Here is a 22,710-nt window from a genome sequence, read left to right as displayed (position 1 = left end):
GTGGATCGCTAGGCTGGCCGCGGACGACGCAATCGGGAGGAGCACGGACGTGGCCGAGACCACCATCCAGCAGCAGCCGCTCATGGGCTGGGACAAGCCCGAGCTGGACCTCAGCACCGCCGAATGGCAGTCCAGCAGCCGTGGCCTGGGGGATGTCCAGATCGCCTTTGTCGAGGGATTCATCGCGATGCGCAACAGCGGCCGCCCGGAGAGCCCTTCCCTGATCTTCACACCCGCCGAGTGGGGTGCCTTCGTGTCGGGCGCGAGGGAAGGGGAGTTCGACCTCACCTGACAGCAGACGAGACGAGGTGACGTGTCGCGGCTCGGTGTGAGCCGCTGATCCGGGGGTGTTCCACCCGTTTTTCCGGACACGCGACCGTGAGCACACCTCCGGGGTGACCGCCTGAGCGAGGCTGGCCCCGGGGGACGGTCGTATCCCGGAGGTGAGGAACCCATGAGCACCCTGCCGGTCATCGCGGCGGTCGACGGTTCGGACGACAGCCTGCGCGCCCTGGACTGGGCCCTGGACGCCGCCCGCAGACGGCAGGCACCGCTGCGGGTGGTCCATGTACGGCAGTACGCCGCCTGGGCGCGGCCCGACGTACTGGCCGCCGGGCCGCCCGCGCCGGACGACGACCCGGTCCTCGACGACGTACGCGACCGCCTCGCGGACATCCCCGACCGGCCGGTCACGGAGTACCTCGCGCTGGAGGGCGCATCGAGCACCGTCGTACCCGAACTCGGCTCCACAGCCCAGCTGTTGGTCCTCGGCTCCCGGGGACGCGGTGGTTTCGCCGGCCTGCTGCTCGGCTCCAACGGCATGGCCGCGGCTCGCGACGCGGAGTGCCCGGTGATCGTGGTGCCCCCGCCGGGCCGCGAGGTGCATGAGGAGGTGGAGGTCGAGCCGGGCCCGCGCGTGGTCGTCGGCCTCCAGGTCGACGCCCCCGGCGAGGCGACGCTCGCCTTCGCCCACACCGAGGCCGCCCTGCGCGGCGCCCGCCTCCAGGTCGTCGCCGCCTTCCAGTGGCCGCTCCAGGCCTGGGCCGTCCCCGGCGAACTCGTCCCGCCGATCGTCGACCAGGACGCCGTCGAGAACGAGACCCGCACGCTCGCCGAGGGATTCCTCGCCCCGCACCGCAAACGCCACCCGGACGTGACGGTCGACATCTACACGGCGCCGGGCGACGCGGCGGGCCATCTCGTCGCCGCCTCGAAGGACGCCGAGCTGGTCGTGGTCGGCCGCCATCGGCGCAGACTGCTGGCGCCGGCGCGCATGATGGGCTCGGTGACGCAGGCGGTGCTGCTGCACGCGGCGAGCCCGGTGGCGGTGGTGCCGCCCGAGGCGGCGAATGGGGAGCGCGCCTAATGAGGAGCGCGCCTAATAGGGAGCCCGCCTAATGGGAAAGTGTGCCCTCTATCATTAGATCCATGCAGGACTCGATCAGCAGGGACGCCCGCCTCGCGCTCGACCTCGCCCTCACCGTCCGCCACGACGGCCAGGGCGGCGTCGCCGACGACCTGACCGACCCGGCCGGCCTCACGGCCTGGGTCCAGGCCCACCCCGGCACCGTGGCGCCGGGCTTCGCCGCCGGGGACGCGGAACTGGCCGCCGTACGCGAACTGCGCGCGGCGGTCCGGGCCTTGTTCGCCCGCGCGGTACGCCCGGGCGCCCCGAGCCCCGCCGACGCGGCCCGCCTGATGCCGGTGCCTGACGCCGTCGACCTTCTCAACACCGCGGCCGCCCGCACGCCCACGGTCCCGGTGCTGCACTGGGCCGAGGACGCCGATCCCGTCGTGGAGCACCGGGTGCCGGACGGCGAGGAGGACCTCACGGGGGTGCTCGCACGGGCCGCGATCGCCTTCCTCACCGGTCCTGACCGGGAGCGGCTGCGCGCCTGCCATGGGCCGCGCTGTGTGCGGTACTTCCTCAAGGAGCATCCACGCCAGGAGTGGTGCAAGCCGGCGTGCGGGAACCGGGCTCGGGTGGCCCGGCATCACGAGCGGCACCGGAGACCCGCCGACAGCCTCGGTCAGTAATGGCCGAACCGGGTCACGCGACCCGCCCGAGGCGTACGCTGAGGTGCCTGTAGGTCACGGTGTGCGCCCGCTCCCCGCGCGGACGTACCACCGCGGCAGGGGGTGTGCCATGGGTCGGCGCAGCATGCGGAGCAATCGGACGCTCTTCGAGCGCGAGAGTGAACTCGCTGCGGTGGACGAGGCTTTGGGAGAGCTCACCGGGCTGCGCCCCGACGGCGCCGAACCGGGCGGGCAGCGCCGCGGCGCGCTCCTCGCCTTCGCCGGACCCGCCGGACTCGGCAAGACCACCCTGATGGCCGAGGTCCGCCGCCGCGCCGCGGCCCGAGGCTGCACCGTCCTGTCCGCCCGCGGCGGCGACCAGGAACAGCGCGTCGCCTTCCATGTCGCCCGGCAACTGCTGCAACCCCAGTTCGCCGGCGCGGCGGAGGCCGATCTCCGTGCCCGGTTGGGCAGTTGGTACGACATCGTCGGCCCCGCCCTCGGCCTGTGCGCCCCGACCGACGGCGCCCCGCCCGACCCGCAGGGCCTGCGCGACGGCCTCGACTGGGTGCTCACCCATCTCGCCGTGCAGCGCGCCCCGATGGTCCTGGTCCTCGACGACGCGCACTGGGCCGACCCCGAATCCCTGGGCTGGCTCGCCGCGTTCGCACCCCGCGCCGAGGACCTGCCGCTCCTGATGGTGGTCGCCTACCGGCCCGACGAACTTCCCGACCACGCCGAGTCGTTCAGGGGACTTCCGGGGCGCGCGGGCGGTCGTCCCATCGACCTCGAACCGCTCAGCGCCGTCGCCGTCGCCCGCCTCGTCCGTGAGGCCCTCGGCACCCATGCCGACGACGCGTTCTGCCGGGAATGCTGGGCCGTCACCGCCGGCAACCCCTTCGAGACCGTCGAGCTCACCGCCAAGGTCCACGACCGCGGCCTCAACCCCACCGAGACCGGCGCCCATCTGCTGCGCGACCTCGCCGCCGCCGTCAAGGGCAGCGGCCTGATCGCCCGCCTCGAACGCCTCGGCACCTCCACCGTCCGCTTCGCCTGGGCCTGCGCCGTCCTCGGCACCGAGATCCACCCCACGCTCGCCGCCGCCGTCGCCGGGCTCGGCCACGAAGAAGCCGCCGACGCCGCCGACGCCCTGCGCGGCGCCCGCATCCTCACCGGCGCCGAGACCCTGGAGTTCGTCCACCCCCTCATCGCCACCGCCGTCTACCGGGCCATCCCCTCCGGCGTCCGTGTCGCCCTGCACGGCCAGGCCGCCTGGTGCCTCATCAACGACGGCCAGGGCCCCTCCGCCGCCGCCCGCCACCTCCTAGAGACCCACCCCGAGGGCGACAACTGGGTCGTTCAGCAACTGCGCGCCGCCGCCGCCGAGACCCTCCGCTCCGGCGCCCCCGACGCCGCCCGCAGCTACCTCGCCCGCGCCCTGCGCGAACCCCCGCCCTTCGAGGACCGGGCCGCCGTCCTCCACGAACTCGGCAGCGCCTCCCTGCTCACCGAACCCGCCACCACCGTCAACCATCTGCGCGCCGCCCTCGAAGAACCCATAGCCGACCCGGAGTTGCGCCACCGGATCGTCTACCGCCTCTCCCAGGTCCTCGCCCACAGCGACCGCCTCGCGGAGGCCTCCGACACCCTCGCCCGCGAGATCCGCGTCACCGACGACGCCCGCGTCAAGCTGCGCATGGTCTCCGAGCAGTTCATGTGGGACGCCTTCCGGGCCGACGAACCCGACCACCCCTCCCGCTCCCGCCGCCTCGCCAAACTCGCCGACCGCCTCAAGGGCCGCGACCTCACCGAGCGGTACATCATCGGCCTGCGCACCTGGGACGCGGTCCTGCGCGGCGAACCCGCCCACATCGCCCTCCACCACGCCGAGCGCGCCCTCGCCGGCGGCCTCGGCTGGGCCGAACCCGACCGCGGCTTCGAGGTACCGGTCCTGGTCGCGCTCGCCTTCATGTACGCGGACCGCCCCGGCCGCACGGAAGAACTCTTCGCCGCCGGCATCGCCGACTTCGAACGCCAGGGCTGGCGCGGCGCCCACCTCTCCTTCGGCTACACGCTCCTCGCCTACCTCCGCTACCGCCGCGGCCGGCTCGCCGAGGCCGAGGACTTCGTCCGCGCGGGACTGCGGCTGGCCGAACGCGTCGGCCCCGGCACCCCCGCCCACTGGTACGCCGTAGGCATCCTCATCGAGGTCCTCCTCGCCCGCGGCCGGGTCGCGGAGGCCGCGCGGACCGCCGAGGACTACGCCTTCAGCGAGCCCTTCCCGGCCGCCGTCGTCTTCCCCGACGCCCAGACCGTCTACGGCGAACTGCTCCTCGCCCGCGGCCTCACCAAGGACGCCGTGGGCCAGCTGGCCGCCGCGGGCCGCCGCCTCGACCCACGCGGCATCCGCAACCCCGCCTGGTGCCCCTGGCAGCTCCACCTGGCCCGCGCCGAGAGCCACGACACCCCCGAACGCGCGGTCACCACGGCCCTCGAAGCCCTCTCCAGGGCCCGCCAGTTCGGCACCCCCTCCGCCATCGGCCAGGCCCTGCGCACGGCGGCGGAGGTCTCCTCGGGTTCAGCGCGGGTGAAGTACCTGGAGGAGGCCGTCGCCCACCTGGAATGCTCCCCGGCCGGGTACGAGCTGGCGTGTGCGCTGGTCGCCCTGGGCACCGAGCTGCGGCGCACCGGGCGCGCCCCGGAGGCCGCCGAGCAGCTGTACCGGGGGCTGGACGCGGCGGTGCAGTGCGGCGCCGACGGGCTGGTGGAGGAGGCCCGCGACGAGCTGGCCGCGGCGGGCCTGCGCCCCCGCCGTCTGCACAGCACCGAGACGGACGCGCTCACGTCCCGGGAGCGCACGGCGGCCAACCTGACGGTGGAGGGCCTGGGCAAGGCGGAGATCGCGACGGAATTGCACATCGACGAGCAGACGGTCGTACGCCTGCTGTCGGCGGTGTACCGAAAGACGGGAACGGACAGCACAGGACTGCGGGAGGCATTGAAAGGGACCTGAGGGCAAGAGCGTCAAGGGGCGTCCGCCCCATCACCTCAAGGCCCCGTACGATAGGCACATGTCGTTCCTCCGCCGCCGCAGCGCGACTCCCGCCGGCCCAGACTTCGACGTGCTGGCCATGGACCCGGGCGACTGGCCCGGCAACCTCGGCGCCGGCCTGCTGCCCGCCCCCGACGGCACCTGCCAGGGCGTCTTCCTGCGCTACGACCTCTTCGGCGGCCGCGGCCCCGCGATGATCATCGGCAACCTCCCCGAGGGCTCCCCGGCCCGTGACCTCGCCGAGGGCGAGATCCCCTTCGAGGTCGCCCAGCTGCTGATCGCCCTGGAGAACGACGAGGAGGTGACCGTCACCGAGACCGAGGACATGCCCGTGATGCAGGGCGACAACCTCATGATCGTGCGCCGCCTCAAGCTCTCGGAGAGCCGGATCTCCTGCGTGCAGTTCGACCGCAGCGACAACGTCCTGGTGACCATCGCCGCCTGGGACCGCCCCATCACCGACGACCTGTACGCCCTGCTGAAACCGCTCCCGGCTGAGCTGTTCCAGCAGGGCTGAACCGGCCGCCCCCTAGCGGGACGGCCGCACGTCGACGTCGGCGGCCCGCACGAACGCCACGCGGTGGCCGTACTGGATCTCGTAGTAGAGGTCCTTGCCGACCACGACCTTGTGGGAGTCCGTGGTGAAGGTGACCGCGTAGTAGTACTCGCCGGGCACCTTGTCGCCGACCACGTACTGCTGGTTCTCCAGCACCTTGTACGGCAACGGCGACACCGCCTGCGCGGGCACCCCCGCCGGATAGGCGGAGGCCTCGGGGTAGGCGCGGCCGTACACCGGGATCTCCTTCAGGCCGGCCCTGGGCATGATGACCCGGCCGGACGCGGGCACGGCGGTCGGGTCCTTCGCCGGGTTCTTGAACCAGGCCTTCTGGCCCAGGTACCAGATCGCCGTCCAGTCCCCGTCGCGGTCGGCGACCGCGTACTGCTGGCCGGTGGAGACCCGCGAGGAGATGTCGTTCACTCCGGTCGTCGGTGCGGTGCCCCGGCCGATGTCCTTGATCAGCGGGTAGGACTCGCCGGGGCCGGAGTACAGGCGCACCTCGCTCGACCCGTGCGCCGCGCACGGCACGTCCTTGGTGACGCAGCCGGTGTACTCGGGCTGGTTCGTCGCGTAGCCGGGACGGATCGTCACCACCCCGGAGTTCTTCTTCGCGGTGGCCTTGAAGGGGTGGCCGAGCAGGGCGAAGTAGTGCCGCCAGTCCCAGTACGGGCCGGGGTCGGTGTGCATACCGGGGACGGTCGACGTGGTCGGGCCCGGCACGTTGTCGTGGCCGAGGATGTGCTGCCGGTCCAGCGGGATGCCGTACTTCTTCGCGAGGTACTTCACCAGCCGGGCCGACGAGCGGTACATGGCCTCCGTGTACCAGGCGTCCGGGTTCGCCAGGAAGCCCTCGTGCTCCAGACCGATCGACTTGGCGTTGATGTACCAGTTGCCCGCGTGCCAGGCCACGTCCTTGGCCTTCACATGCTGGGCGATGTGGCCGTCGGTGGAGCGCAGGGTGTAGTTCCACGACACGTAGGTGGGGTCCTGGACCAGGTTGAGGACGCCGTCCCAGGCGCCCTCCGTGTCATGGACGACGATGTACTTGATGCTCTGCGCGGCCGGACGGTCGCCCAGGTCGTGGTTGCCGTAGTCGTTGTCGCCGAACTCCTCGTACGGCGCCGGGATCCACTCGCAGGACACCGACTTCGGGCACTCGGTGCCACCGGTGTCGAGCGTGCGCAGGCCGGTCTCGGCGAGCTGCGCGGTGGCGGGGGAGAGGCCGGGCTGCGGCGCGAGGGCGACCTGCTGCCCGGCGTCCGTGGTGCGCTCCTCGCCGGTACGGATCACGTCGTACACGTCGTTGGCGTACGCCGCCGCCGTCGCGGTGTCGTCCGCGCCGGAGAAGCGGGCCACCGCGGCGTACCAGTCCGCCGGGTCGTCGCTGAGCGGCTCGCCCAGGTCCTTCTGGGCGTCGGCGAGCAGCGCGGCACCGCCGGCGACGTTCGCCGCCGGGTCGGTGCGCAGCTCCTGTGCGCTCAGGCCGGTCAGTTCCGCCGCCTTCGGCAGCGTCCTCAGCCGGGCAGGGAGCTCGGCGGGCGTCGGCACCTCGGCGGTCGGCAGGAGCGGCGTGCGGGCGCTGTCGCCGCGCGCGTCCTCCGTGCCCTCGCCGTGGTGAGTGGCGGCCCCGGCCAGGGCGGTGCGGGCGTCGGTGAGATGCATGGGGCCGTAGCCGCCGGTCACGCTCGGCGCCCCGGCGTGCGCGTCCCAGCGGGACTGGAGGTAGGAGACACCGAGAAGGACGCTCTGCGGTACCTGATACTCGGCGGCCGCCGAGGCGAAGGCCAGCTGGAGGCTGTTCGCCGACGTCTGCGCGCCGGACGGGGCCGCGCCGAGGAGGGGGAGCAGCAGGGCCGCCGTCGCGATGACGGTGCGCGTACGTCTGTGCCCGGAGGCACGGTGGGCAGGGACTCGCAAAGCAGCCTCCTGGGACGGTCGGGCGCGATGAGCCGTGCGGGGCCGGGCGTGCGTCAGTGGTACCGGCTTGCCGACGATCCGTCAATCATGCCCAGGGAAGGGCGAATTCCCTTGTCAACCAGGGGGTGCGGGAGTTTCGTGGCGGCGGCCCGCGGGCCTGCGGGGCGTCAGTGGCGTACACCAATGGACCGGCCCGACAGGGAAGGCGAGCGGACATACGAAGGTCCGCGGTGCGCCGCTGTCCCTGGCGCACCGCGGACCTTCGTCCCCGTCAGCGAGTGCCGACCGCCGCGCGTACGGCCCGCCGGGCCAGCTGGCAGTCGTCGTGCAGCCGCCTCAGCAGCAGCCGCTGTTCCTCGCCGGACGGCGCAGCACCCGGGTGGGCCGCTCCCGGTGCCGCCGGGGTCGTGTCGTGCATCGAACGCTGCACGGCCGTCTCGTACGTACGGATCTCACGGGTCAGCACGAGCATCAGATTGACCAGGAACGCGTCGCGCGAGGCCGGACCGGCCGACTGCGCGATCTGGCTGATCTGACGCCGGGCCACCGGCGCGTCCCCGAGCACCGACCACAGCGTCGCCAGGTCGTACCCCGGCAGGTACCAGCCCGCGTGCTCCCAGTCCACCAGCACTGGACCGGCCGGTGAGAGCAGGATGTTCGAGAGCAGTGCGTCGCCGTGGCAGAACTGGCCCATGCCCTGCCGGCCCGCGGAGAGCGCGATGCCGTGCAGCAGCTTCTGAAGGTCGCCCATGTCCCGGTCGGTCAGCAGGCCCAGCTCGTGGTAGCGGTTGATCCGCGCCGCGTAGTCCAGCGGGGCGTCGAAGGTGCCCGCCGGGGGCCGCCAGGCGTTGAGCCGGCAGATCGCGCCGAGTGCCGCCCTGATGTCCGCCCGGGGCGGCGCCTCCGCCGGGTGCCGGTGCAGGGCCGCCACCCGTCCGGGCATCCGCTCGATCACGAGGGTGCAGTTGTCCGGGTCCGCCGCGATCAGCCGGGGCACCCGCACGGGCGGGCGCTGCCGGACGAACGAGCGGTATGCCGCTATCTCGTGGCGGATCCGCTCGGCCCACGCAGGGGAGTGGTCCAGTAAACACTTCGCGACGGCCGTGCTGCGCCCGGTCGTCCCCACCAGGAGGACGGAGCGTCCGCTGCGGCGCAGCACCTGCACCGGAGCGAACTCCGGGCAGATCCGGTGCACCGACGCGATCGCCGTACGCAACTGCGCGCCCTGAGGGCCGGACAAGTCGAGTCTCCCGCTGAGCGGTTGGGTACCGATCCCCGGAGCACGCCGCGTCCTGCCGGCACCGAGTACGGGGGCCGCCGGGCGGGCGGGATCGAGGTAGGGGCCGCTGCCCGCCGGGCGGGGGTGCAGCGACCGGGGCGGGGCGGACACGGAGGACGATGCTGTGTACATGGGCGAAACAGATCCCTTCGTGTGCCAGCAGTGCAGGTATGTCTGCGCAAACGGGTTACGTCTGCGCCATCGCGCCACCCGGCCCGGCCGCCCGGGTGCACCCTGGGGAATGCACCCGTCATATGTAGGAGACCGGGTCGGGGTGGCGCGTTCCTACCTGACACCCGATGCCCAGTGGCACACCATCTGGCGCACCCTGGCGAACCCTGGCGAATAGTCGCCCGGCAACTCTCCCCGGGCTACTGTCAACTCAGCCGAGAACCTGGGGGCTTGACGTGAGCGGACAACCCAACACCCGACTTTCGGACCTGTTCGGCCTGGCCGGCTGGTCCAAGGGTGAACTCGCGAGGCTGGTCAACCGGCAGGCGGCGGCCATGGGCCACCCCCAGCTGTCGACCGACACCTCGCGGGTGCGGCGGTGGATCGACATGGGAGAGATCCCGCGCGATCCGGTGCCCCGGGTGCTGGCTGCCCTGTTCACCGAGCGTCTCGGCCGTGTCGTGACCATCGAGGACCTCGGTCTGGTCCGGCACGGGCGTGCGGGGAAACGGCAGGACGGCGGGAATGCGGAACATCCCGACGGTGTGCCGTGGGCGCCCGAGCGGACTGCTGCGGTCCTCACCGAATTCACGGGAATGGACCTCATGCTCAACCGACGCGGCTTGGTGGGCGCGGGTGCCGCGCTCGCCGCGGGATCCGCACTCAGCAGCGCCATGCACGACTGGCTCCACACCGATCCGGCCCTCACGGCCGACGCCCCCCAGTTCGACGATCCTCTGCACGCCGACCCCGCTGGGTTCGACCGCTACGAGGCCGCCCCCATCGGGTCGCAGGAGATCGAGGAACTGGAGCGCTCGGTCGAGGTGTTCCGGGCGTGGGACGCGGCCCGCGGCGGCGGGCTTCAGCGCAAGGCAGTCGTAGGCCAACTCAACGAGGTGGGCGGCATGCTCGCCTACCGACACCCCGACCATCTCCAGCGGCGCCTGTGGGGCGTCGCCGCCAACCTCGCCGTCCTCGCGGGCTGGATGTCGCACGACGTCGGTCTGGAGCCCACGGCCCAGAAGTACTTCGTCATCGCCGCCCATGCGGCCCGTGAGGGCGGTGACCGGCCGCGCGCCGGGGAGGCGCTCTCGCGAGCGGCTCGCCAGATGGTGCACCTCGGCCGGCCCGACGACGCGCTCGACCTGATGAAGCTCGCCCAGTCCGGCTCCGGCGACGAGGTGCTGCCGCGGACCATGGCGATGCTCCACACCGTGGAGGCCTGGGCACAGGCGTCCATGGGCAAGGGGCAGGCGATGCGCCGCACGCTCGGCCAGGCGGAGGACCTCTTCGTCTCCGACCGCAGCGATGTGCCGCCGCCGAGCTGGATGCAGATGTTCAAGGAGGAGGACCTGTACGGCATGCAGGCCCTGGCCTACCGCACGCTGGCGGAGCACGAGCCCGGCGCGGCCGTGCACGCCCAGCACTACGCGGAGAAGGCCCTGGCCCTGCGGGTCGACGGACGGCAGCGGTCGAAGATCTTCGACTTCCTGTCGATGGCCTCCGCCTGCTTCATCGCCGACGACCCGGAACAGGGCGGTACCTACGCCCGGCTGGCCCTGGTGTCGATGGGGTCCAACTCCTCGCACCGCACCTGGGACCGGCTGCGCCAGATGTACCGGCTCACCGCCGAGTACTCCAGCTACCCGAAGATCCACGAGCTGAGGGAGGAGATCAAACTGGCCCTGCCGAAGCCGGTGAAGGGCGGCAACAGCGCACGGGCATAGGGGGTTTGTGCGCTGAGACAGATTCCCGGCTAGTTGGTGAGCTTCCTCGGCTAGTTGGTGAGCTTGGCGATGAGCACGCAGGCGTCGTCCGCGCGCTCGGTCCCGCCGAACTCCTCGACGACCAGCCGTACGCAGTCCTGTGCGGTGTCGGCCTCGCCGAAGCGCGGCGCCAGGTCGAGGAGACGGTTCACGGCCTCCGTGCTGTCCTGCCCGGGCACCAGCCCGTCGGTGTGCAGGACCAGCAGGTCGCCCGCTTCGAGGGGCTCTTCGGCCTGTTCGTAGACGGCGCCGGAGGTCGCGCCGAGCAGGACGCCGTCCGGCGCGCTCAGCCTGCGCCCCGTCCCGTCGCGGAACAGCAGCGGGGCGGGGTGTCCGGCTTGCGCCCAGGTGAGGGTGCGGGTCTCGGGCCGGTAGCGGCAGCAGAGCGTGCTGCCCAGGGCCGGTTGGACGGTGGCGTCGAGTAACTGGTTGAGCCAGGACAGCAGTTGGCCCGGCCCGGTGCCCGCCATGGCCATACCGCGGACGGCGCCGAGCAGTGTCGCCATACCGGACGTCGCGGCGACACCGTGTCCGGTGAGGTTGCCGACGCTGAGCAGCATGTCACCGTCGGCGAGTTGGAGGGCGTCGTACCAGTTGCCGCCGATGAGCGCGCTCGTCGACGACGGCAGATAGTGCGCCGCGAGATCGAGGGGCTCCGGTCCCTGCTGCGGGAGCCGCAGGGAACCGCGCCACGGCGGCAGCACGGCCTCCTGCAGCTCGACCGCGAGCCGGTGCTCCGTCTGCGCGCGGTGCCGGTGGTGCTGGAGCGAGTCACGGGTCTCGCTCACCACCCTCTGACTGCGGCGCAGTTCGCTGACGTCCCGCAGTACGGCCCACATCGAGGCGGTGCTGCCGTCAGTGTCGAGCACGGGCTCGCCCATCATGTGCACCGTGCGCACGGAACCGTCCGTGTGCAGCACCCGGAACTCGCCGTCGATGGGCCGCGCGTCGACGAGACAGTCCGTGACCATCGAGGTCAGCTTCGGCCGGTCCTCGTCGAGGACCAGGGAGGGGAGTTCGTCGAGGGTGAGCGGGGGAGTGGCCGGGTCGCGTCCCAGGATCTGGTACAGCTCACCGGACCAACTCGCCTCGTCCGTCAGCAGGTTCCACTCCGCGCTGCCCACCCGGCTGAGCAGGGAGCCGCGCCGGGGAGCGGTCGGCGTGGACTGCTCGGCGGGCGCGGGGCCGGCGGGTGCGGGCACGGACGGGCCGTCCCGCAACTGGGCCAAGTGCGCGTCCAGGTCGTTGAGTTGATGCAGCGCCAGGTCGCAGAGCGCGCGCTGCCAGCGTCCCTGCGGGTCCGATCCGTCCTCCCGCGCGTCCCGCCGTACGGCGTCCACGTCGCCCTTGAGTCGTCGCGCCTGCGATATCAGCGCGTCGACCGAGCCGCGCCCGGGTGGCTGGGCGGCTGGGTGGTCCGCGGAGAGGTGGGACGGCATGACGCACTCCGATGCGGGACGGTACGACCAAGGCGGGCGGAGGGACCGTTACGACTGTTGCACAGCCCGCGACGCCCTGTAAGGGATTTGGCAACACACGATACGGTGGTGCTTCTGGCATATGCCACAGTCTTCACGGAGGGGTTTCGTCGTGCTGTTGCCGTACGCCGCCTGATGGGGCAAGTCGTAGGCAGCGTACGTGAGTTGACGGAACGCCGGGGGACTCGGGCGCGGATTCATCTGCGTGTTCTACGGTCGCGTGTTCTAAGAGGCGTAACAGATCAGGACAGGGCCGTGCGCCACGCAGATCCGGGGCGGGACGGTGGGCTCGGGAGCGGGCTCGACGGGGTGGGGATCGACGGGTGTCGGGTCGACGGATGCCGGGGTGTCGATCGGGGTGGGAGTCACCGGCGTGGGCGTCGGGGTGACCGGCTCCGGGGTCGGCTCGACGGGGGTCGGTGACGCGGATGTGGGCGTGGGTGGCACCACGCGCGGCGTGGGTGCGGGCGTCGGTGTGACCGGTGCCGGCGCGGGTGGCGTCGCGCCGGCGGAGGGCTGGGTGGCGGCCTCCGGTGCCGGGGCCTGGGCCGATGCCTCCTCCGCCTTCGCGGGTGCCTGCGGCGTGGTCCCCTCCTCCGCCTCCGCGGGTGCCCCCGGCGTGGCCCCCTCCTCCGCGGCGACCGTCCCCGGCGCCGCCGGGCTCACGCCGGCCGCGGCCACCCCCGGCACATCGGCGGCGGGCGCCTCGTCGCCGTTCCCGGCCTCGCCCGGCTCCGCCCCCGTCGGCCCCGCCTCCCGTGTCGGTGCGGGCGCGCTCTGCGTCGCGGCCGCTCGTGGCTCGGGCGCCGGCGCCGGGTGGCCCGCCCCGCTCAGCGCGATCCCGGCGGCGATCGCCGCCCCCGCCACCGACGCCCCGATCGCGGTCACCGTCGCGGCCGGCACCTTGGACCCGCCGGTCACGACATGACGTACGGCGTGCAGCAGGCCGTCACCCCCATGGGCCCCGGAGCCCGAGGCGGTGGCCGCGCCCGCACCCGCCGACCCGGCTGCCGACGGCAGCAGGAACGTGCCCGAGCCGCCCAGGACGAAGATCACCAGTGCCGGCCCCACCAGTGCCGGCAGCCGGTCGTTGGCGCGCATCAGCACCGCGAGCCGCGCCCGGCAGTCGGCGCAGTCGTCGAGGTGGGCGAGGAGCTGCTCGGACCGGCGAGGTGTGGACGCCTCGCGTACATGGGCCGGCATGCGGTCCCAGTGCGCCTGGCACCCCGGGTCGGCCGGGGTGCCGGGATGCGCCCGCAGGAACGCCTGGCGCATGCCCTCGCGAGCCCGGTGCAGCAGCACGGCGGTGGCCCCCTGCCGGGTGCCGATGCGGCGGCCGATGTCCTCCAGTGGGACGTCCTCCGCCTCCGCGAGCCACAGCGCCTTGACCCACCGCCGCGGGAGCTGACCGAGCACCCGGGACAGCAGGTCGACGGAGGAGACCCGCTCGGCCGGGTCGTCGCCGACGGCCGCCCCCTGGATGCCCTCGGCGGCCCACGGGTCCTGCGGGGTCTCGCGCGCCGCCGTGCTGCCGACCGTCGCGGCGAGATGGCGGACGGTCGTCATCAGGTACGCCGGGACGTTGTCGACCTCGTGGCCCGCCGCCAGCCGCCGCCAGACCCGGAAGTGCGCCTCGGCCACCAGGTCCTCGGTAACCCAGGGGTCACGGGTCAGTGAGTGGGCGTAGGCGATCAGGCGCTGCTGCTCCTGCTCGTAGACGCGGGTGTACGCGGCTATGGAGGAGTCGGGGGACTCCGAGGCGGACGTGGACGCGGCGGCGGGGCCGTCGGACATGGCAGGAACTCTCCCGTCCCCTGCGGTGGGTTCGGACAAGTTCGTAACCTTAGATGACGAATGCACCTTTTGAGGGTGACGCAGGTCACAGCAATTGATGAGGGCTTCCGCGTAATGCAGACGGCCCCTGCGAGGTCGTAAAGACATCGGCAATAGGGCCGACCTCCGACCCGTAGTGGAGACCGACCATGGACATCACCATCGAGCAGCCCGCCCAGGGCCGTCTGGTCACGGCCGACGAGCAGGAGCTGCCCGTCGCCGCGACCTTCCGCTACACCGCCGCCGACCCGCTCGCGGTGCACATCGACTTCCCGCCGGAGATCTCCCTCGACGGCGACGTGGTCACCTGGACCTTCGGGCGCGCTCTGCTGGAGGCGGGCCTGCGCGGACCGGCGGGCAGCGGGGACGTGCACCTGTGGCCGTGCGGCCGGGCCCGTACGGTCGTGGAGCTGCACTCGCCGTACGGGCTGGCGCTGCTCCAGTTCGACACGTCGGCGCTGCGCCGCTTCCTGCTGCGCACGTACGCGGTCGTGGCGGCCGGGCAGGAGGACGTCGGAGCGGAGGTCGAGCGGGGGCTGAGCGCGCTGTTCGGGAGCGTCTGAAGGGACTCTTGCCGCCGCCCCCTGTCAGGGGCGCCGGTCGTCCACCGCCATGGCTCTGGCCAGGGTCCAGACGGCGACGATGTCGAGCGTCATCACGCTGATCGACCACAGCGGATAGAACGGGATGAACATGAACTGTGTGATCAGGCTGATCGCGCCCAGCGCGGCGCCGGCCCCCGTGCCCCAGCTCTTGCCGAGGAGTACCCCCAGGCCGGCGGCGACGAGTCCGATGCCGACGACGATGTGGATCCAGCCCCAGGCCGTCAGGCTGAACTCGTAGGTGTAGTCGGGCGAGCTGAAGATGGTGTCGCGGGTGACGCCGACGACACCGAGGAGGATGCTGAGCGTCCCGCTGAGCTCCAGCGCCCAGCCGGCGAAGAGGGTGAGGCCGCCGCCCAGGTGTCGTGCGCTGTATTCGGGGCGTCGGACCCCGCTGGATGTCTGCGCCATTTCAGGGCCTTTCCGTGCGGTGTGGTCATCCCCGAGATCGGCCTCAGTACCGCAGCACCCCCGCGATCCCCCGGGCGTCGCCCAGCGTGCCGTCCGGGACGAAGCGCACGTCGGCGCCCGTCTCCAGGCACTGCTCGACGATCTCGTCCACGATGTCCTCGCGGGCGTCGAGGTCGTCGCTCGCGGCCGGGACCAGATGATCGCCACCGGCGTCACGCACGGTGATCCGGTAGTTCTCCTCCACGGCCAGCAGCCGCACCCGGCCCTCCCGGGCGTTCTGCCAGACCTCGTCGACGCCGGCCGCGAAGGCCCGCCGGCCGCGCGCCGTCTCCAGCTCGCGGGCCACGGCTGCGGTGTTCTTGCGGTTCTCGGCCTCGTGCAGCGGCCGTACCGCCTGCCAGACGGCGTCCGGCGTGCCGTGGGCCAGGCCGCCGTGCGGGACGTGCACGGCCTCCTTCGTGACGCTGCCGACCTCGTCCAGCACCGACAGCGCGGCCTGCTCGCCGGTGACGTAGAGCGGGCGTGGCTGGTCCCGGAGGATCTTGGCCATCGCGGTGTCGGCGTCGCGCAGGAAGTGGCGGGTGCTCTCGTCCCGGAACGTGCTCGGCATGTCGCCGATGCGTTCCTGGCGTTCGGCGTCGAAGTTCTCACGGTGGTCCCTGGTGAGCGGGAAGCCCGCCAGGTGCTCCTCGACGACACGGTCCGTGCCGCCGTTCCAGAGCGTGGCGCGGTCGGGGGCGACCGAGAGGACCCAGAAGGGGCGCTCGGAGGCCTGCGCGGAGACGAGGTTGCGGGTCAGGAAGGTGTCCGACAGTACGACGCGTTCGGGCACCGAACGGGCGAGCGACCACACCTGGTGCTCACCCGGCGCGGCGAAGATCACCAGACCGTCCTCGGCGTGGGCCAGGTCGACCTCGGTGAGGGCCTGGTCGAGCTGGCGGGCGACGTCGATGCGCCGCTCCCGGGGAACGGCCGGATCGGCCTCCAGCTGTTTCTTGGCCTCGGCCACGACATTGCGCAGCCGGACCGGGTCCTGGGTGTTCTCGGGTTCCCGGCGATGGGTCGGGGTCAGCACGGACACCGCCGGATAGGGGCGCGGGCGCCGCAGCTCGGAGAGGGTCGTGGGACTGAGTGCGTGCTCCATATCAGCACGATAGGACTGATTGCCCGATAGGGCATTAGGGGCAATCAAGTCAGGCAATCAGGGCATTTCGCTGTTAGCGTCGCTGGGGTCTCCTCATGACGGACGGATAGGTCTCCGATGAGTCAGGCCGACACCAAGACCCAGGCGCCCCCCGCCGCGAAACTGTCCCTGCCGACGCTCACCACCATGGTGGTCGGCTCGATGGTCGGCGCCGGTGTGTTCTCCCTCCCGCGCCGGTTCGCGCAGGAGACCGGGGTGGCAGGGGCGCTCATCGCCTGGGCCGTGGCCGGTACCGGCATGCTGATGCTCGCCTTCGTCTTCCAGACGCTCGCGGTGCGCCGGCCCGATCTCGACGCGGGTGTGTACGCCTACGCCAAGGCCGGTTTCGGTGAATACCTGGGCTTCTTCTCGGCGTTCGGCTACTGGGCGAGCGCCTGCGTCGGCAACGTGACGTACTGGGTGCTGATCATGTCGACCATCGGCGCGATCGCCCCCGCGCTCGGCGACGGCGACACCGTCCTCGCGGTGGTGCTCTCCTCGGTCGGCCTGTGGCTGTTCTTCGCGCTGATCAGCCGCGGGGTGAAGGAGGCGGCGGCGATCAACCGGATCGTCACGGTCGCCAAGGTCGTGCCGATCATCGTCTTCGTCATCCTGGCGCTCTTCTATCTCAAACCGAGCGTCTTCGCCGACAACTTCGGCGGCGCCGACTACGCCGGCTCCCTCTTCAACCAGGTCAAGGGCACCATGCTGGCCACGGTGTTCGTGTTCCTCGGGGTCGAGGGCGCGAGCGTCTACTCCCGGCACGCACGGCGCCGTGAGGACGTCGGCCGGGCCACGATCCTCGGCTTCGTGAGCGTCTTCGCGATCTTCGCGTCGGTGACGATCGTGTCGTACGGCATCATGCCGATGGCGGAGATCGCCGAACTGCGCCAGCCCTCCATGGCCGAGGTGCTGGAGCACGCGGTCGGCACCTGGGGCAAGGTCTTCGTGAGCGTCGGCCTGATCGTCTCCGTGCTCGGCGCCTATCTGGCCTGGACGTTGATGGCGGCCGAAGTGCTGTACGTGGCCGCCAAGGACGACGACATGCCCCGCTTCCTCAAGCGCGCCACCGCCGCCGACGTGCCCGTGCCGGCGCTCGTGATGTCCACGGTGCTCAGTCAGATCGTCCTCGTCGTCACCCTGTTCTCCGACGACGCCTTCAACTTCGCCCTCGACCTGACCAGCGCCCTGACCCTGATCCCGTTCCTGCTGGCGGCGGCCTTCGCGGTGAAGATCGGCTGGGGCGGACCGCGGGGCCAGTTGGCGATCGCCGTCGTCGCCACCGTCTACACCGCGTTCCTCATCTACGCGGCGGGCCTGAAGTTCGTCCTCGTCTCCTTCATCATCTACGCCCCCGCCACCGTGCTGTTCGTGATGGCCCGCAAGGAACAGGGCCGACGGCCGTTCTCCGCACGTGAGTTGGTGATCCTCGCGGTGTCGGTGGCCGGCGCGGCCCTCGGCATCGTGGCCCTGGCGGTGGGCTGGATCAGCCTGTGAAGACCCGGAAGGTGCACCGTGACCAGTAGTCAAGACACCCGTCCCGCGTACGGCGTCCACTCCGAGGTCGGCAGACTGCGCAAGGTGCTGGTCTGCGCCCCCGGGCTCGCCCATCGCAGGCTCACCCCCACCAACTCCGACGACCTGCTCTTCGACGACGTCATGTGGGTGGAGAACGCCCAGCGCGACCACGCCGACTTCGTCAACAAGCTGCGCGAACGGGACGTCGAGGTCGTCGAGTTGCACGACCTGCTCGCCCAGACCATGGCGGTGCCGGGCGCCCGGGACTGGCTCCTGGACCGGAAGATCGTCGCCAACGAGGTCGGCCTCGGCCTCGTCGAGCAGACCCGCGCGTACCTGGAGACCCTCGAACCCGAACGCCTCGCGAAATACCTGATCGGCGGCCTGGCCACCACCGACCTGCCCGAGGACTTCCGCTCCGGCTATCTCGACCTCGCCCGGGAATCCACCGGCGTACGCGAGTACTTGATGCCGCCGCTGCCCAACACCCTCTACACCCGCGACACCACGTGCTGGCTCTACGGCGGCCTCACCCTCAACCCGCTGTACTGGCCCGCCCGGCACGACGAGACGCTGCTCATGAAGGCCGTCTACAGCTTCCACCCCGACTACGTGGGCTCCACCGTCTGGTGGGGTGACCCCGAACTCGACTGGGGGCAGGCCACGTTCGAGGGCGGAGACATCATGCCCGTCGGCAACGGCGTCGTCCTGATGGGCATGAGCGAGCGCACCTCACGCCAGGCCATCACCCAGGTGGCCGCCGCGCTGTTCAAGAACGGCGCCGCCGAGCACGTCATCGTCGCCGGCATGCCGAAACTGCGCTCCGCGATGCACCTCGACACCGTCTTCACCTTCGCCGACCGCGACCTGGTCACCCTCTACCCGACCATCATGGACGGCGTCCACACCTTCTCCCTGCGCCCCGGCGACAAGGCGCCCGGCATCGAACTGATCGACGAGGGCTCGACCCCGTTCGTCGACGTCGTCGCCAAGGCGCTCGGACTGCCCGGGCTGCGGGTCGTGGAGACCGGCGGGGACGTGTACGCCTCCGAGCGCCAGCAGTGGGACAGCGGCAACAACGCGGTCGCCCTGGAACCCGGCGTGGTCTTCACCTACGACCGCAACACCCAGACCAACACCCTGCTGCGCAAGGCCGGCATCGAGGTCATCACCATCGTCGGCGCCGAGCTGGGCCGCGGCCGGGGCGGCGGCCACTGCATGACCTGCCCGATCGTGCGGGACCCGGTCGAGTTCTGAACTAGCCTTTCCCTACCGGTCCCTGGAGCAGGGCGATGTTGCCCTGCGCGACCGCGCACAGGCTCTCCGCGCCGGTGTCGTCGACCGTGACGACGTCGCAGCGGGTCACCACCCGGGTGCGGCCGGCCCGCACCACCCGGCCGTGCGCCCGCAGGACCGTGCCGGTCGCCGGACGCAGATAGTCGACGGTGAACCCGGACGTGATCAGGCCCGGCCCCGCGACGGTCGCCGCGGCGAGTGTGAGGGTGTTGTCGGCCGCGTAGGCGAGCACCCCGCCGTGGACGAAGCCGTACTGCTGGAGCAGCTCCTCTCGGATGTCCAGTTCCAGGGTGGCCTCACCGTCCCCGAAGGCCGTCACCCGGGCGCCCAGCAGTCTGCTGAAGGGCTGCTCTCCGAGGACCTTCCGGGCCAGCTCCAGATCCATCGTGTCGCTCACGCCGCTCACCCCGTCATCTCACTTCATCAGTGAAGTGAGGGTGGCGCGAGCCAGTGTCCTCTGTCAACATCGGCCCATGTCCGCCGAGCCCGACCTGCGCCTCTACTTCCTGCTCCAGCGGGCGGCCCACCGTCTGCGGACGAGCGCCGACCGGCGCTGCGTGGCCGCCGCGGGGGTGACCACGGCCCAGATCGGCGCGCTGTTCGCGGTGCGCGACGAGCCCCGGCAGACCCAGCAGCAGCTCGCCCGCACGCTCGGCCTGCGCGAGTCGGCGGTCACCGCGCTCGTCGCCCGGCTCACCGCGGCGGGGCTCGTCGCGAAGTCGGCGCACCCGACTGAACACCGGGCCGTGGTCCTGGAGCTGACCGAGGCGGGTGAGCGGGCGCTGACCGCCGCGCAGCCGGAGATCGACCGCTTCAACGCGGAGCTGCGTGCCGTGCTCGGCGACGACGGCTTCGGCCAGGCCGCCCAGGCGCTGCGACGGTTGGCGTACTGGGAGGCGTGACCCGCGCGCGAAGCCGGCGGGTCCACCGTCCGCCAGTCCGAGCGCGAGCAGCGGCCCCGCGGCGGACGGGTTCACCCGAGGACGGTGAAGGCGCTCACCGGTCGTCCTCCTCCGAGCCGCAGGAGCTGCCGCTGGGCGGCAGGGAGCCGTACAGCAGGAAGGTGTCGACCTTGCGCTGCACGCACTTCGAGGAGCCGTACCCGGTGTGGCCGTCGCCCTTGTTGTCGAGCACCACGGCCGCGTCGCCCAGCCGCTTCGCGGTCTCCACCGTCCAGCGGTACGGCGTCGCCGGGTCGCCGCGGGTGCCGACAAGCAGCATCTTCGGGCTGTCGACGTCCCGGACGTCCTCGCGGATGTAGTCGGTGCCCTTGGGGCGGCCGTAGCACATCAGGACCTCGGTCAGGCGGTAGCGGCCGAAGACGGGGGAGACCTCCTCGTACTCGGCGCGCAGCCGGCCGAGGTTCCGGGTGATCTCGTCGGCCCCGGGGCGGTCCGGGTCGTCCGCGCAGTTGATCGCCATCAGCGCGGCCGGCAGGTTGTCCAGCGGGACGTCCTCCTCGTCGGCGAGCCCGCCGTCGCCGTCGTCGCCGGCCGCCCGGCGCGGCAGCGCGTAGCCGCCGCCCGTGAAGCTCAGGACGCCACGCGTGTCGCCGTCCTCGACGAGCTGGGCGACGGCCCGCTCCAGGGACGGCCACAGCTCCCTGCTGTAGAGGGCCTGGGAGATGGCGCCCACGAGGTCCTGGCCGGAGAAGGTGCCGCCCCAGTCGGTCGGCACCGGGTCCTCGTCCAGGGAGTCGATCAGCCGTACCACCTGGTCCCGGGCGCTGCGCGGGTCCTGGCCGAACGGACAGGCGATGTCCTCGGCGCACCAGTCGATGAAGTCGTCCAGCGCCTTCTGCTGCCCTTCGGCGCCCACCAGGGCCTGCTCCGTCATGGGCTCGGTCAGGGTGTCGACGCCGTCGAGGACCAACCGCCCCACCTTCCCCGGGAACTGGGCCGCGTACACCGCGCCGAGCCGGGTTCCGTAGGAGAAACCGAGGTAGTTGAGCTTCTTGTCGCCGAGTGCCTGGCGCATCACGTCGAGGTCGCGAGCCGCGTCGACGGTGCCTATGTGGGGCAGGACGGGGCCGGAGTGCTCGGCGCACGCGGCGGCGGCCCTCTTCAACTGCGTGAGCACGGACCGCGGATCGTCGCTCACCTCGGAACCGTCGTCCGTCGCCGCCAGCGCCTCGTCGGTGCCGTCCCCGCAACTGACCGGCGAGGACCGGCCGACGCCGCGCGGATCGAAGGACACCACGTCGTAGCCCTTGGTCAGGCCCATGAACTCGTCGCCACCGGCGGCCAGTTCGCTGACGCCGGCGCCGCCCGGACCGCCGAAGTTCAGCAGCAGCGAACCCCGGGAATCGCCGGTCGCCCGGTATCGGGCCAGGGCCAGTTCGAGCGTGCCCGCCTTGGGCCGGGAGTAGTCGAGGGGGACGGTGACCTTGCCGCACTGAAGGTCCTTGGGCGCGTCCAGGCCCTTGCACCTGGACCACGTGACCTTCTGGTCGTAGAACCGCGACAGGTCCGGCTCGTCCTTGTCCTTGTCCGTGGTCACCGTCGGCAGCCCCGCGCCCAGCAGCGCCAGTCCGACCGCCCCGGTGACCGCGCAGTGCCGGAGCAGGGGCCGCCCAGACAGCTTGGCCAGCATCGATGCCTCCAAGGGCGCCCGTCGCGGACCGGGAGAACGGCACCCACGCTCACGATAGGCGGCGTCCGGAAGGGGCGCCTCCGGGCGGGCGGGATCATATGAAGTGCCTTATCCTGCGCCGCTCCGTACGCATTCGACGGTTTTACTGCTAGTTCGACAACCGTGCCGCTCGATGGGGTGAAAGGCCGATAAGCCATAACTCGGATTGGTTCACCCGCGTTCTATCCGGTGCGGGCGACTGCCCGTGACCAAGTCTGGAAGGCAGGGAACCTATGAAACGGGTTACCCGAAACGGTGTGATCGCCGTCGCCGCGGTGTCCGGCGCCATGGCTGTGTCGATGCCGGCGTACGCCGATTCCTCGGCGGACGGTGCCGCGGCCGATTCGCCCGGGGTGATCTCCGGCAACACGATCCAGCTGCCGGTGCACGTACCGGTCGACGTGTGCGGCAACACCGTGAACGTGGTGGGGCTCCTGAACCCGGCCGCGGGCAACAGCTGCGCCGACGAGAGCGGGGCGGCCTCCGGGGCACCCGCGGGCGCCACGGCCCAGGGCGACGAGCAGGACTCGCCCGGCGTGATCTCCGGCAACGGCGTCCAGCTCCCCGTCCACCTGCCCGTGAACATCACGGGCAACAGCGTGAACGTGGTCGGCGTCGGCAACCCGGCCACCGGCAACGAGTCCGTCAACACCCCCGGCGACGCACCCGGCGAGACCCCGCGGCACCCGGCCCCGAAGCCGTCCGTGCCGCCCAAGGCGCACCCGGGCCCCAAGGCCACCGTGCCCGCGCCCCGGCAGCCCGTGGCCTCCCTCGCCCACACCGGCACCGATCTCACGCTCCCGGCCGCGGCGGGCAGTGCCGCGCTGCTGCTCGGCGGAGCGGCGCTGTACCGGCGGTTCCGCCCCGGGGCGGAGCGCTGACCCCCTTCCCGCGAGGACGACGGAAGACCCTGCCGGAATGGCGACCGGCGGGGCCTCCGCCGCGCTCACCGAGGTGCTGCGACAGCCGTTGGTGGGGCCTCCGCGGTGCTCACCGAG

General features: G+C 72.0%; 19 protein-coding genes. 11 read left to right on the top strand and 8 right to left on the bottom strand.

Annotation, left to right across the window (positions count from 1 at the left end; translation table 11 throughout):
- Positions 1–49: 49 nt before the first annotated feature.
- From EJC51_RS06285 to EJC51_RS06265, 5 genes are all read left to right on the top strand, one after another.
- Positions 50–292 carry a DUF397 domain-containing protein gene (locus EJC51_RS06285; protein WP_097260181.1) on the top strand — a complete coding sequence of 81 codons (243 nt, stop codon included), beginning with the start codon at positions 50–52 and terminating at the stop codon, positions 290–292.
- A 162-nt stretch (positions 293–454) separates the two neighbouring features.
- The gene (locus EJC51_RS06280; RefSeq protein WP_126270114.1) at positions 455–1,366 is read left to right on the top strand and encodes a universal stress protein; all 912 of its coding nucleotides are present in this window, start codon (positions 455–457) and stop codon (positions 1,364–1,366) included.
- A 62-nt stretch (positions 1,367–1,428) separates the two neighbouring features.
- A complete protein-coding gene (locus EJC51_RS06275) occupies positions 1,429–2,037 on the top strand; it encodes a CGNR zinc finger domain-containing protein (RefSeq protein ID WP_126270113.1) in 609 nt (202 codons plus the stop codon).
- Between the two features lie 109 nt (positions 2,038–2,146).
- Positions 2,147–5,029, top strand: a complete 2,883-nt coding sequence (locus EJC51_RS06270) for an ATP-binding protein (RefSeq protein ID WP_126270112.1) — start codon at positions 2,147–2,149, stop codon at positions 5,027–5,029.
- A gap of 58 nt (positions 5,030–5,087) precedes the next feature.
- Positions 5,088–5,585: a hypothetical protein gene (locus EJC51_RS06265; RefSeq protein ID WP_097260169.1), complete on the top strand. Its 498-nt coding sequence runs from the start codon at positions 5,088–5,090 to the stop codon at positions 5,583–5,585.
- Between the two features lie 12 nt (positions 5,586–5,597).
- Here EJC51_RS06265 and EJC51_RS06260 read toward each other — a convergent pair whose 3' ends face one another.
- A complete protein-coding gene (locus EJC51_RS06260; RefSeq protein ID WP_166682833.1) occupies positions 5,598–7,544 on the bottom strand; it encodes an N-acetylmuramoyl-L-alanine amidase in 1,947 nt (648 codons plus the stop codon).
- A 271-nt stretch (positions 7,545–7,815) separates the two neighbouring features.
- A complete protein-coding gene (locus tag EJC51_RS06255; RefSeq protein WP_126270111.1) occupies positions 7,816–8,955 on the bottom strand; it encodes an aminoglycoside phosphotransferase family protein in 1,140 nt (379 codons plus the stop codon).
- Positions 8,956–9,230: 275 nt separating this feature from the next.
- On the opposite strand from EJC51_RS06255, the gene EJC51_RS06250 reads away from it, so the two are divergent.
- Positions 9,231–10,721 (top strand): DNA-binding protein NsdB, encoded by a 1,491-nt coding sequence (locus EJC51_RS06250; RefSeq protein WP_126270110.1) that lies wholly within the window; start codon positions 9,231–9,233, stop codon positions 10,719–10,721.
- 50 nt (positions 10,722–10,771) lie between these two features.
- Here EJC51_RS06250 and EJC51_RS06245 read toward each other — a convergent pair whose 3' ends face one another.
- Together EJC51_RS06245 and EJC51_RS48600 are read right to left on the bottom strand one after the other, a co-directional pair.
- Entirely contained in the window at positions 10,772–12,199 is a 1,428-nt protein-coding gene (locus EJC51_RS06245) for a PP2C family protein-serine/threonine phosphatase (protein WP_126270109.1), read from the bottom strand.
- A 264-nt stretch (positions 12,200–12,463) separates the two neighbouring features.
- Positions 12,464–14,032, bottom strand: a complete 1,569-nt coding sequence (locus tag EJC51_RS48600) for a sigma factor (RefSeq protein WP_244362527.1) — start codon at positions 14,030–14,032, stop codon at positions 12,464–12,466.
- Positions 14,033–14,220: 188 nt separating this feature from the next.
- On the opposite strand from EJC51_RS48600, the gene EJC51_RS06235 reads away from it, so the two are divergent.
- Positions 14,221–14,634, top strand: a complete 414-nt coding sequence (locus EJC51_RS06235) for an SsgA family sporulation/cell division regulator (RefSeq protein ID WP_126270108.1) — start codon at positions 14,221–14,223, stop codon at positions 14,632–14,634.
- A 24-nt stretch (positions 14,635–14,658) separates the two neighbouring features.
- Here the strand turns inward: EJC51_RS06235 and EJC51_RS06230 are convergent, their stop codons facing one another.
- Complete coding sequence (locus tag EJC51_RS06230; RefSeq protein WP_244362525.1) at positions 14,659–15,084, bottom strand: DUF7144 family membrane protein; 426 nt, start codon at positions 15,082–15,084, stop codon at positions 14,659–14,661.
- Between the two features lie 43 nt (positions 15,085–15,127).
- Entirely contained in the window at positions 15,128–16,228 is a 1,101-nt protein-coding gene (locus EJC51_RS06225) for a baeRF3 domain-containing protein (protein ID WP_126270107.1), read from the bottom strand.
- A 117-nt stretch (positions 16,229–16,345) separates the two neighbouring features.
- Between EJC51_RS06225 and EJC51_RS06220 the strand changes: the two genes are divergently transcribed.
- Both EJC51_RS06220 and EJC51_RS06215 read left to right on the top strand, forming a co-directional pair.
- Positions 16,346–17,764, top strand: coding sequence for a basic amino acid/polyamine antiporter (locus EJC51_RS06220; protein WP_126270106.1), 1,419 nt, complete (start codon positions 16,346–16,348; stop codon positions 17,762–17,764).
- A gap of 18 nt (positions 17,765–17,782) precedes the next feature.
- Positions 17,783–19,042: an arginine deiminase gene (locus EJC51_RS06215; RefSeq protein ID WP_126270105.1), complete on the top strand. Its 1,260-nt coding sequence runs from the start codon at positions 17,783–17,785 to the stop codon at positions 19,040–19,042.
- A 1-nt stretch (position 19,043) separates the two neighbouring features.
- Here the strand turns inward: EJC51_RS06215 and EJC51_RS06210 are convergent, their stop codons facing one another.
- A complete protein-coding gene (locus EJC51_RS06210) occupies positions 19,044–19,478 on the bottom strand; it encodes a PaaI family thioesterase (RefSeq protein ID WP_244362522.1) in 435 nt (144 codons plus the stop codon).
- A 76-nt stretch (positions 19,479–19,554) separates the two neighbouring features.
- On the opposite strand from EJC51_RS06210, the gene EJC51_RS49135 reads away from it, so the two are divergent.
- The gene (locus EJC51_RS49135; protein ID WP_126270104.1) at positions 19,555–19,983 is read left to right on the top strand and encodes a MarR family winged helix-turn-helix transcriptional regulator; all 429 of its coding nucleotides are present in this window, start codon (positions 19,555–19,557) and stop codon (positions 19,981–19,983) included.
- Positions 19,984–20,077: 94 nt separating this feature from the next.
- Here EJC51_RS49135 and EJC51_RS06200 read toward each other — a convergent pair whose 3' ends face one another.
- Positions 20,078–21,673, bottom strand: a complete 1,596-nt coding sequence (locus tag EJC51_RS06200) for an alpha/beta hydrolase (protein ID WP_126270103.1) — start codon at positions 21,671–21,673, stop codon at positions 20,078–20,080.
- A gap of 296 nt (positions 21,674–21,969) precedes the next feature.
- On the opposite strand from EJC51_RS06200, the gene EJC51_RS06195 reads away from it, so the two are divergent.
- Positions 21,970–22,593 (top strand): chaplin, encoded by a 624-nt coding sequence (locus EJC51_RS06195; RefSeq protein WP_244362520.1) that lies wholly within the window; start codon positions 21,970–21,972, stop codon positions 22,591–22,593.
- The last annotated feature ends 117 nt before the right edge of the window (positions 22,594–22,710 follow it).

The sequence above is a fragment of the Streptomyces aquilus genome (assembly GCF_003955715.1).
Classification (GTDB): domain Bacteria; phylum Actinomycetota; class Actinomycetes; order Streptomycetales; family Streptomycetaceae; genus Streptomyces; species Streptomyces aquilus.
This window is presented reverse-complemented; position numbering and strand designations above follow the sequence as displayed.

Coding starts and splice junctions, on each gene's coding strand:
- EJC51_RS06280 (WP_126270114.1), top strand. CDS start 455: ATGAGCACCCTGCCGGTCATCGCGGCGGTCGACGGTTCGGACGACAGC.
- EJC51_RS06275 (WP_126270113.1), top strand. CDS start 1,429: ATGCAGGACTCGATCAGCAGGGACGCCCGCCTCGCGCTCGACCTCGCC.
- EJC51_RS06270 (WP_126270112.1), top strand. CDS start 2,147: ATGGGTCGGCGCAGCATGCGGAGCAATCGGACGCTCTTCGAGCGCGAG.
- EJC51_RS06265 (WP_097260169.1), top strand. CDS start 5,088: ATGTCGTTCCTCCGCCGCCGCAGCGCGACTCCCGCCGGCCCAGACTTC.
- EJC51_RS06255 (WP_126270111.1), bottom strand. CDS start 8,955: ATGTACACAGCATCGTCCTCCGTGTCCGCCCCGCCCCGGTCGCTGCAC.
- EJC51_RS06245 (WP_126270109.1), bottom strand. CDS start 12,199: ATGCCGTCCCACCTCTCCGCGGACCACCCAGCCGCCCAGCCACCCGGG.
- EJC51_RS48600 (WP_244362527.1), bottom strand. CDS start 14,032: ATGTCCGACGGCCCCGCCGCCGCGTCCACGTCCGCCTCGGAGTCCCCC.
- EJC51_RS06235 (WP_126270108.1), top strand. CDS start 14,221: ATGGACATCACCATCGAGCAGCCCGCCCAGGGCCGTCTGGTCACGGCC.
- EJC51_RS06230 (WP_244362525.1), bottom strand. CDS start 15,084: ATGGCGCAGACATCCAGCGGGGTCCGACGCCCCGAATACAGCGCACGA.
- EJC51_RS06225 (WP_126270107.1), bottom strand. CDS start 16,228: ATGGAGCACGCACTCAGTCCCACGACCCTCTCCGAGCTGCGGCGCCCG.
- EJC51_RS06220 (WP_126270106.1), top strand. CDS start 16,346: ATGAGTCAGGCCGACACCAAGACCCAGGCGCCCCCCGCCGCGAAACTG.
- EJC51_RS49135 (WP_126270104.1), top strand. CDS start 19,555: ATGTCCGCCGAGCCCGACCTGCGCCTCTACTTCCTGCTCCAGCGGGCG.
- EJC51_RS06200 (WP_126270103.1), bottom strand. CDS start 21,673: ATGCTGGCCAAGCTGTCTGGGCGGCCCCTGCTCCGGCACTGCGCGGTC.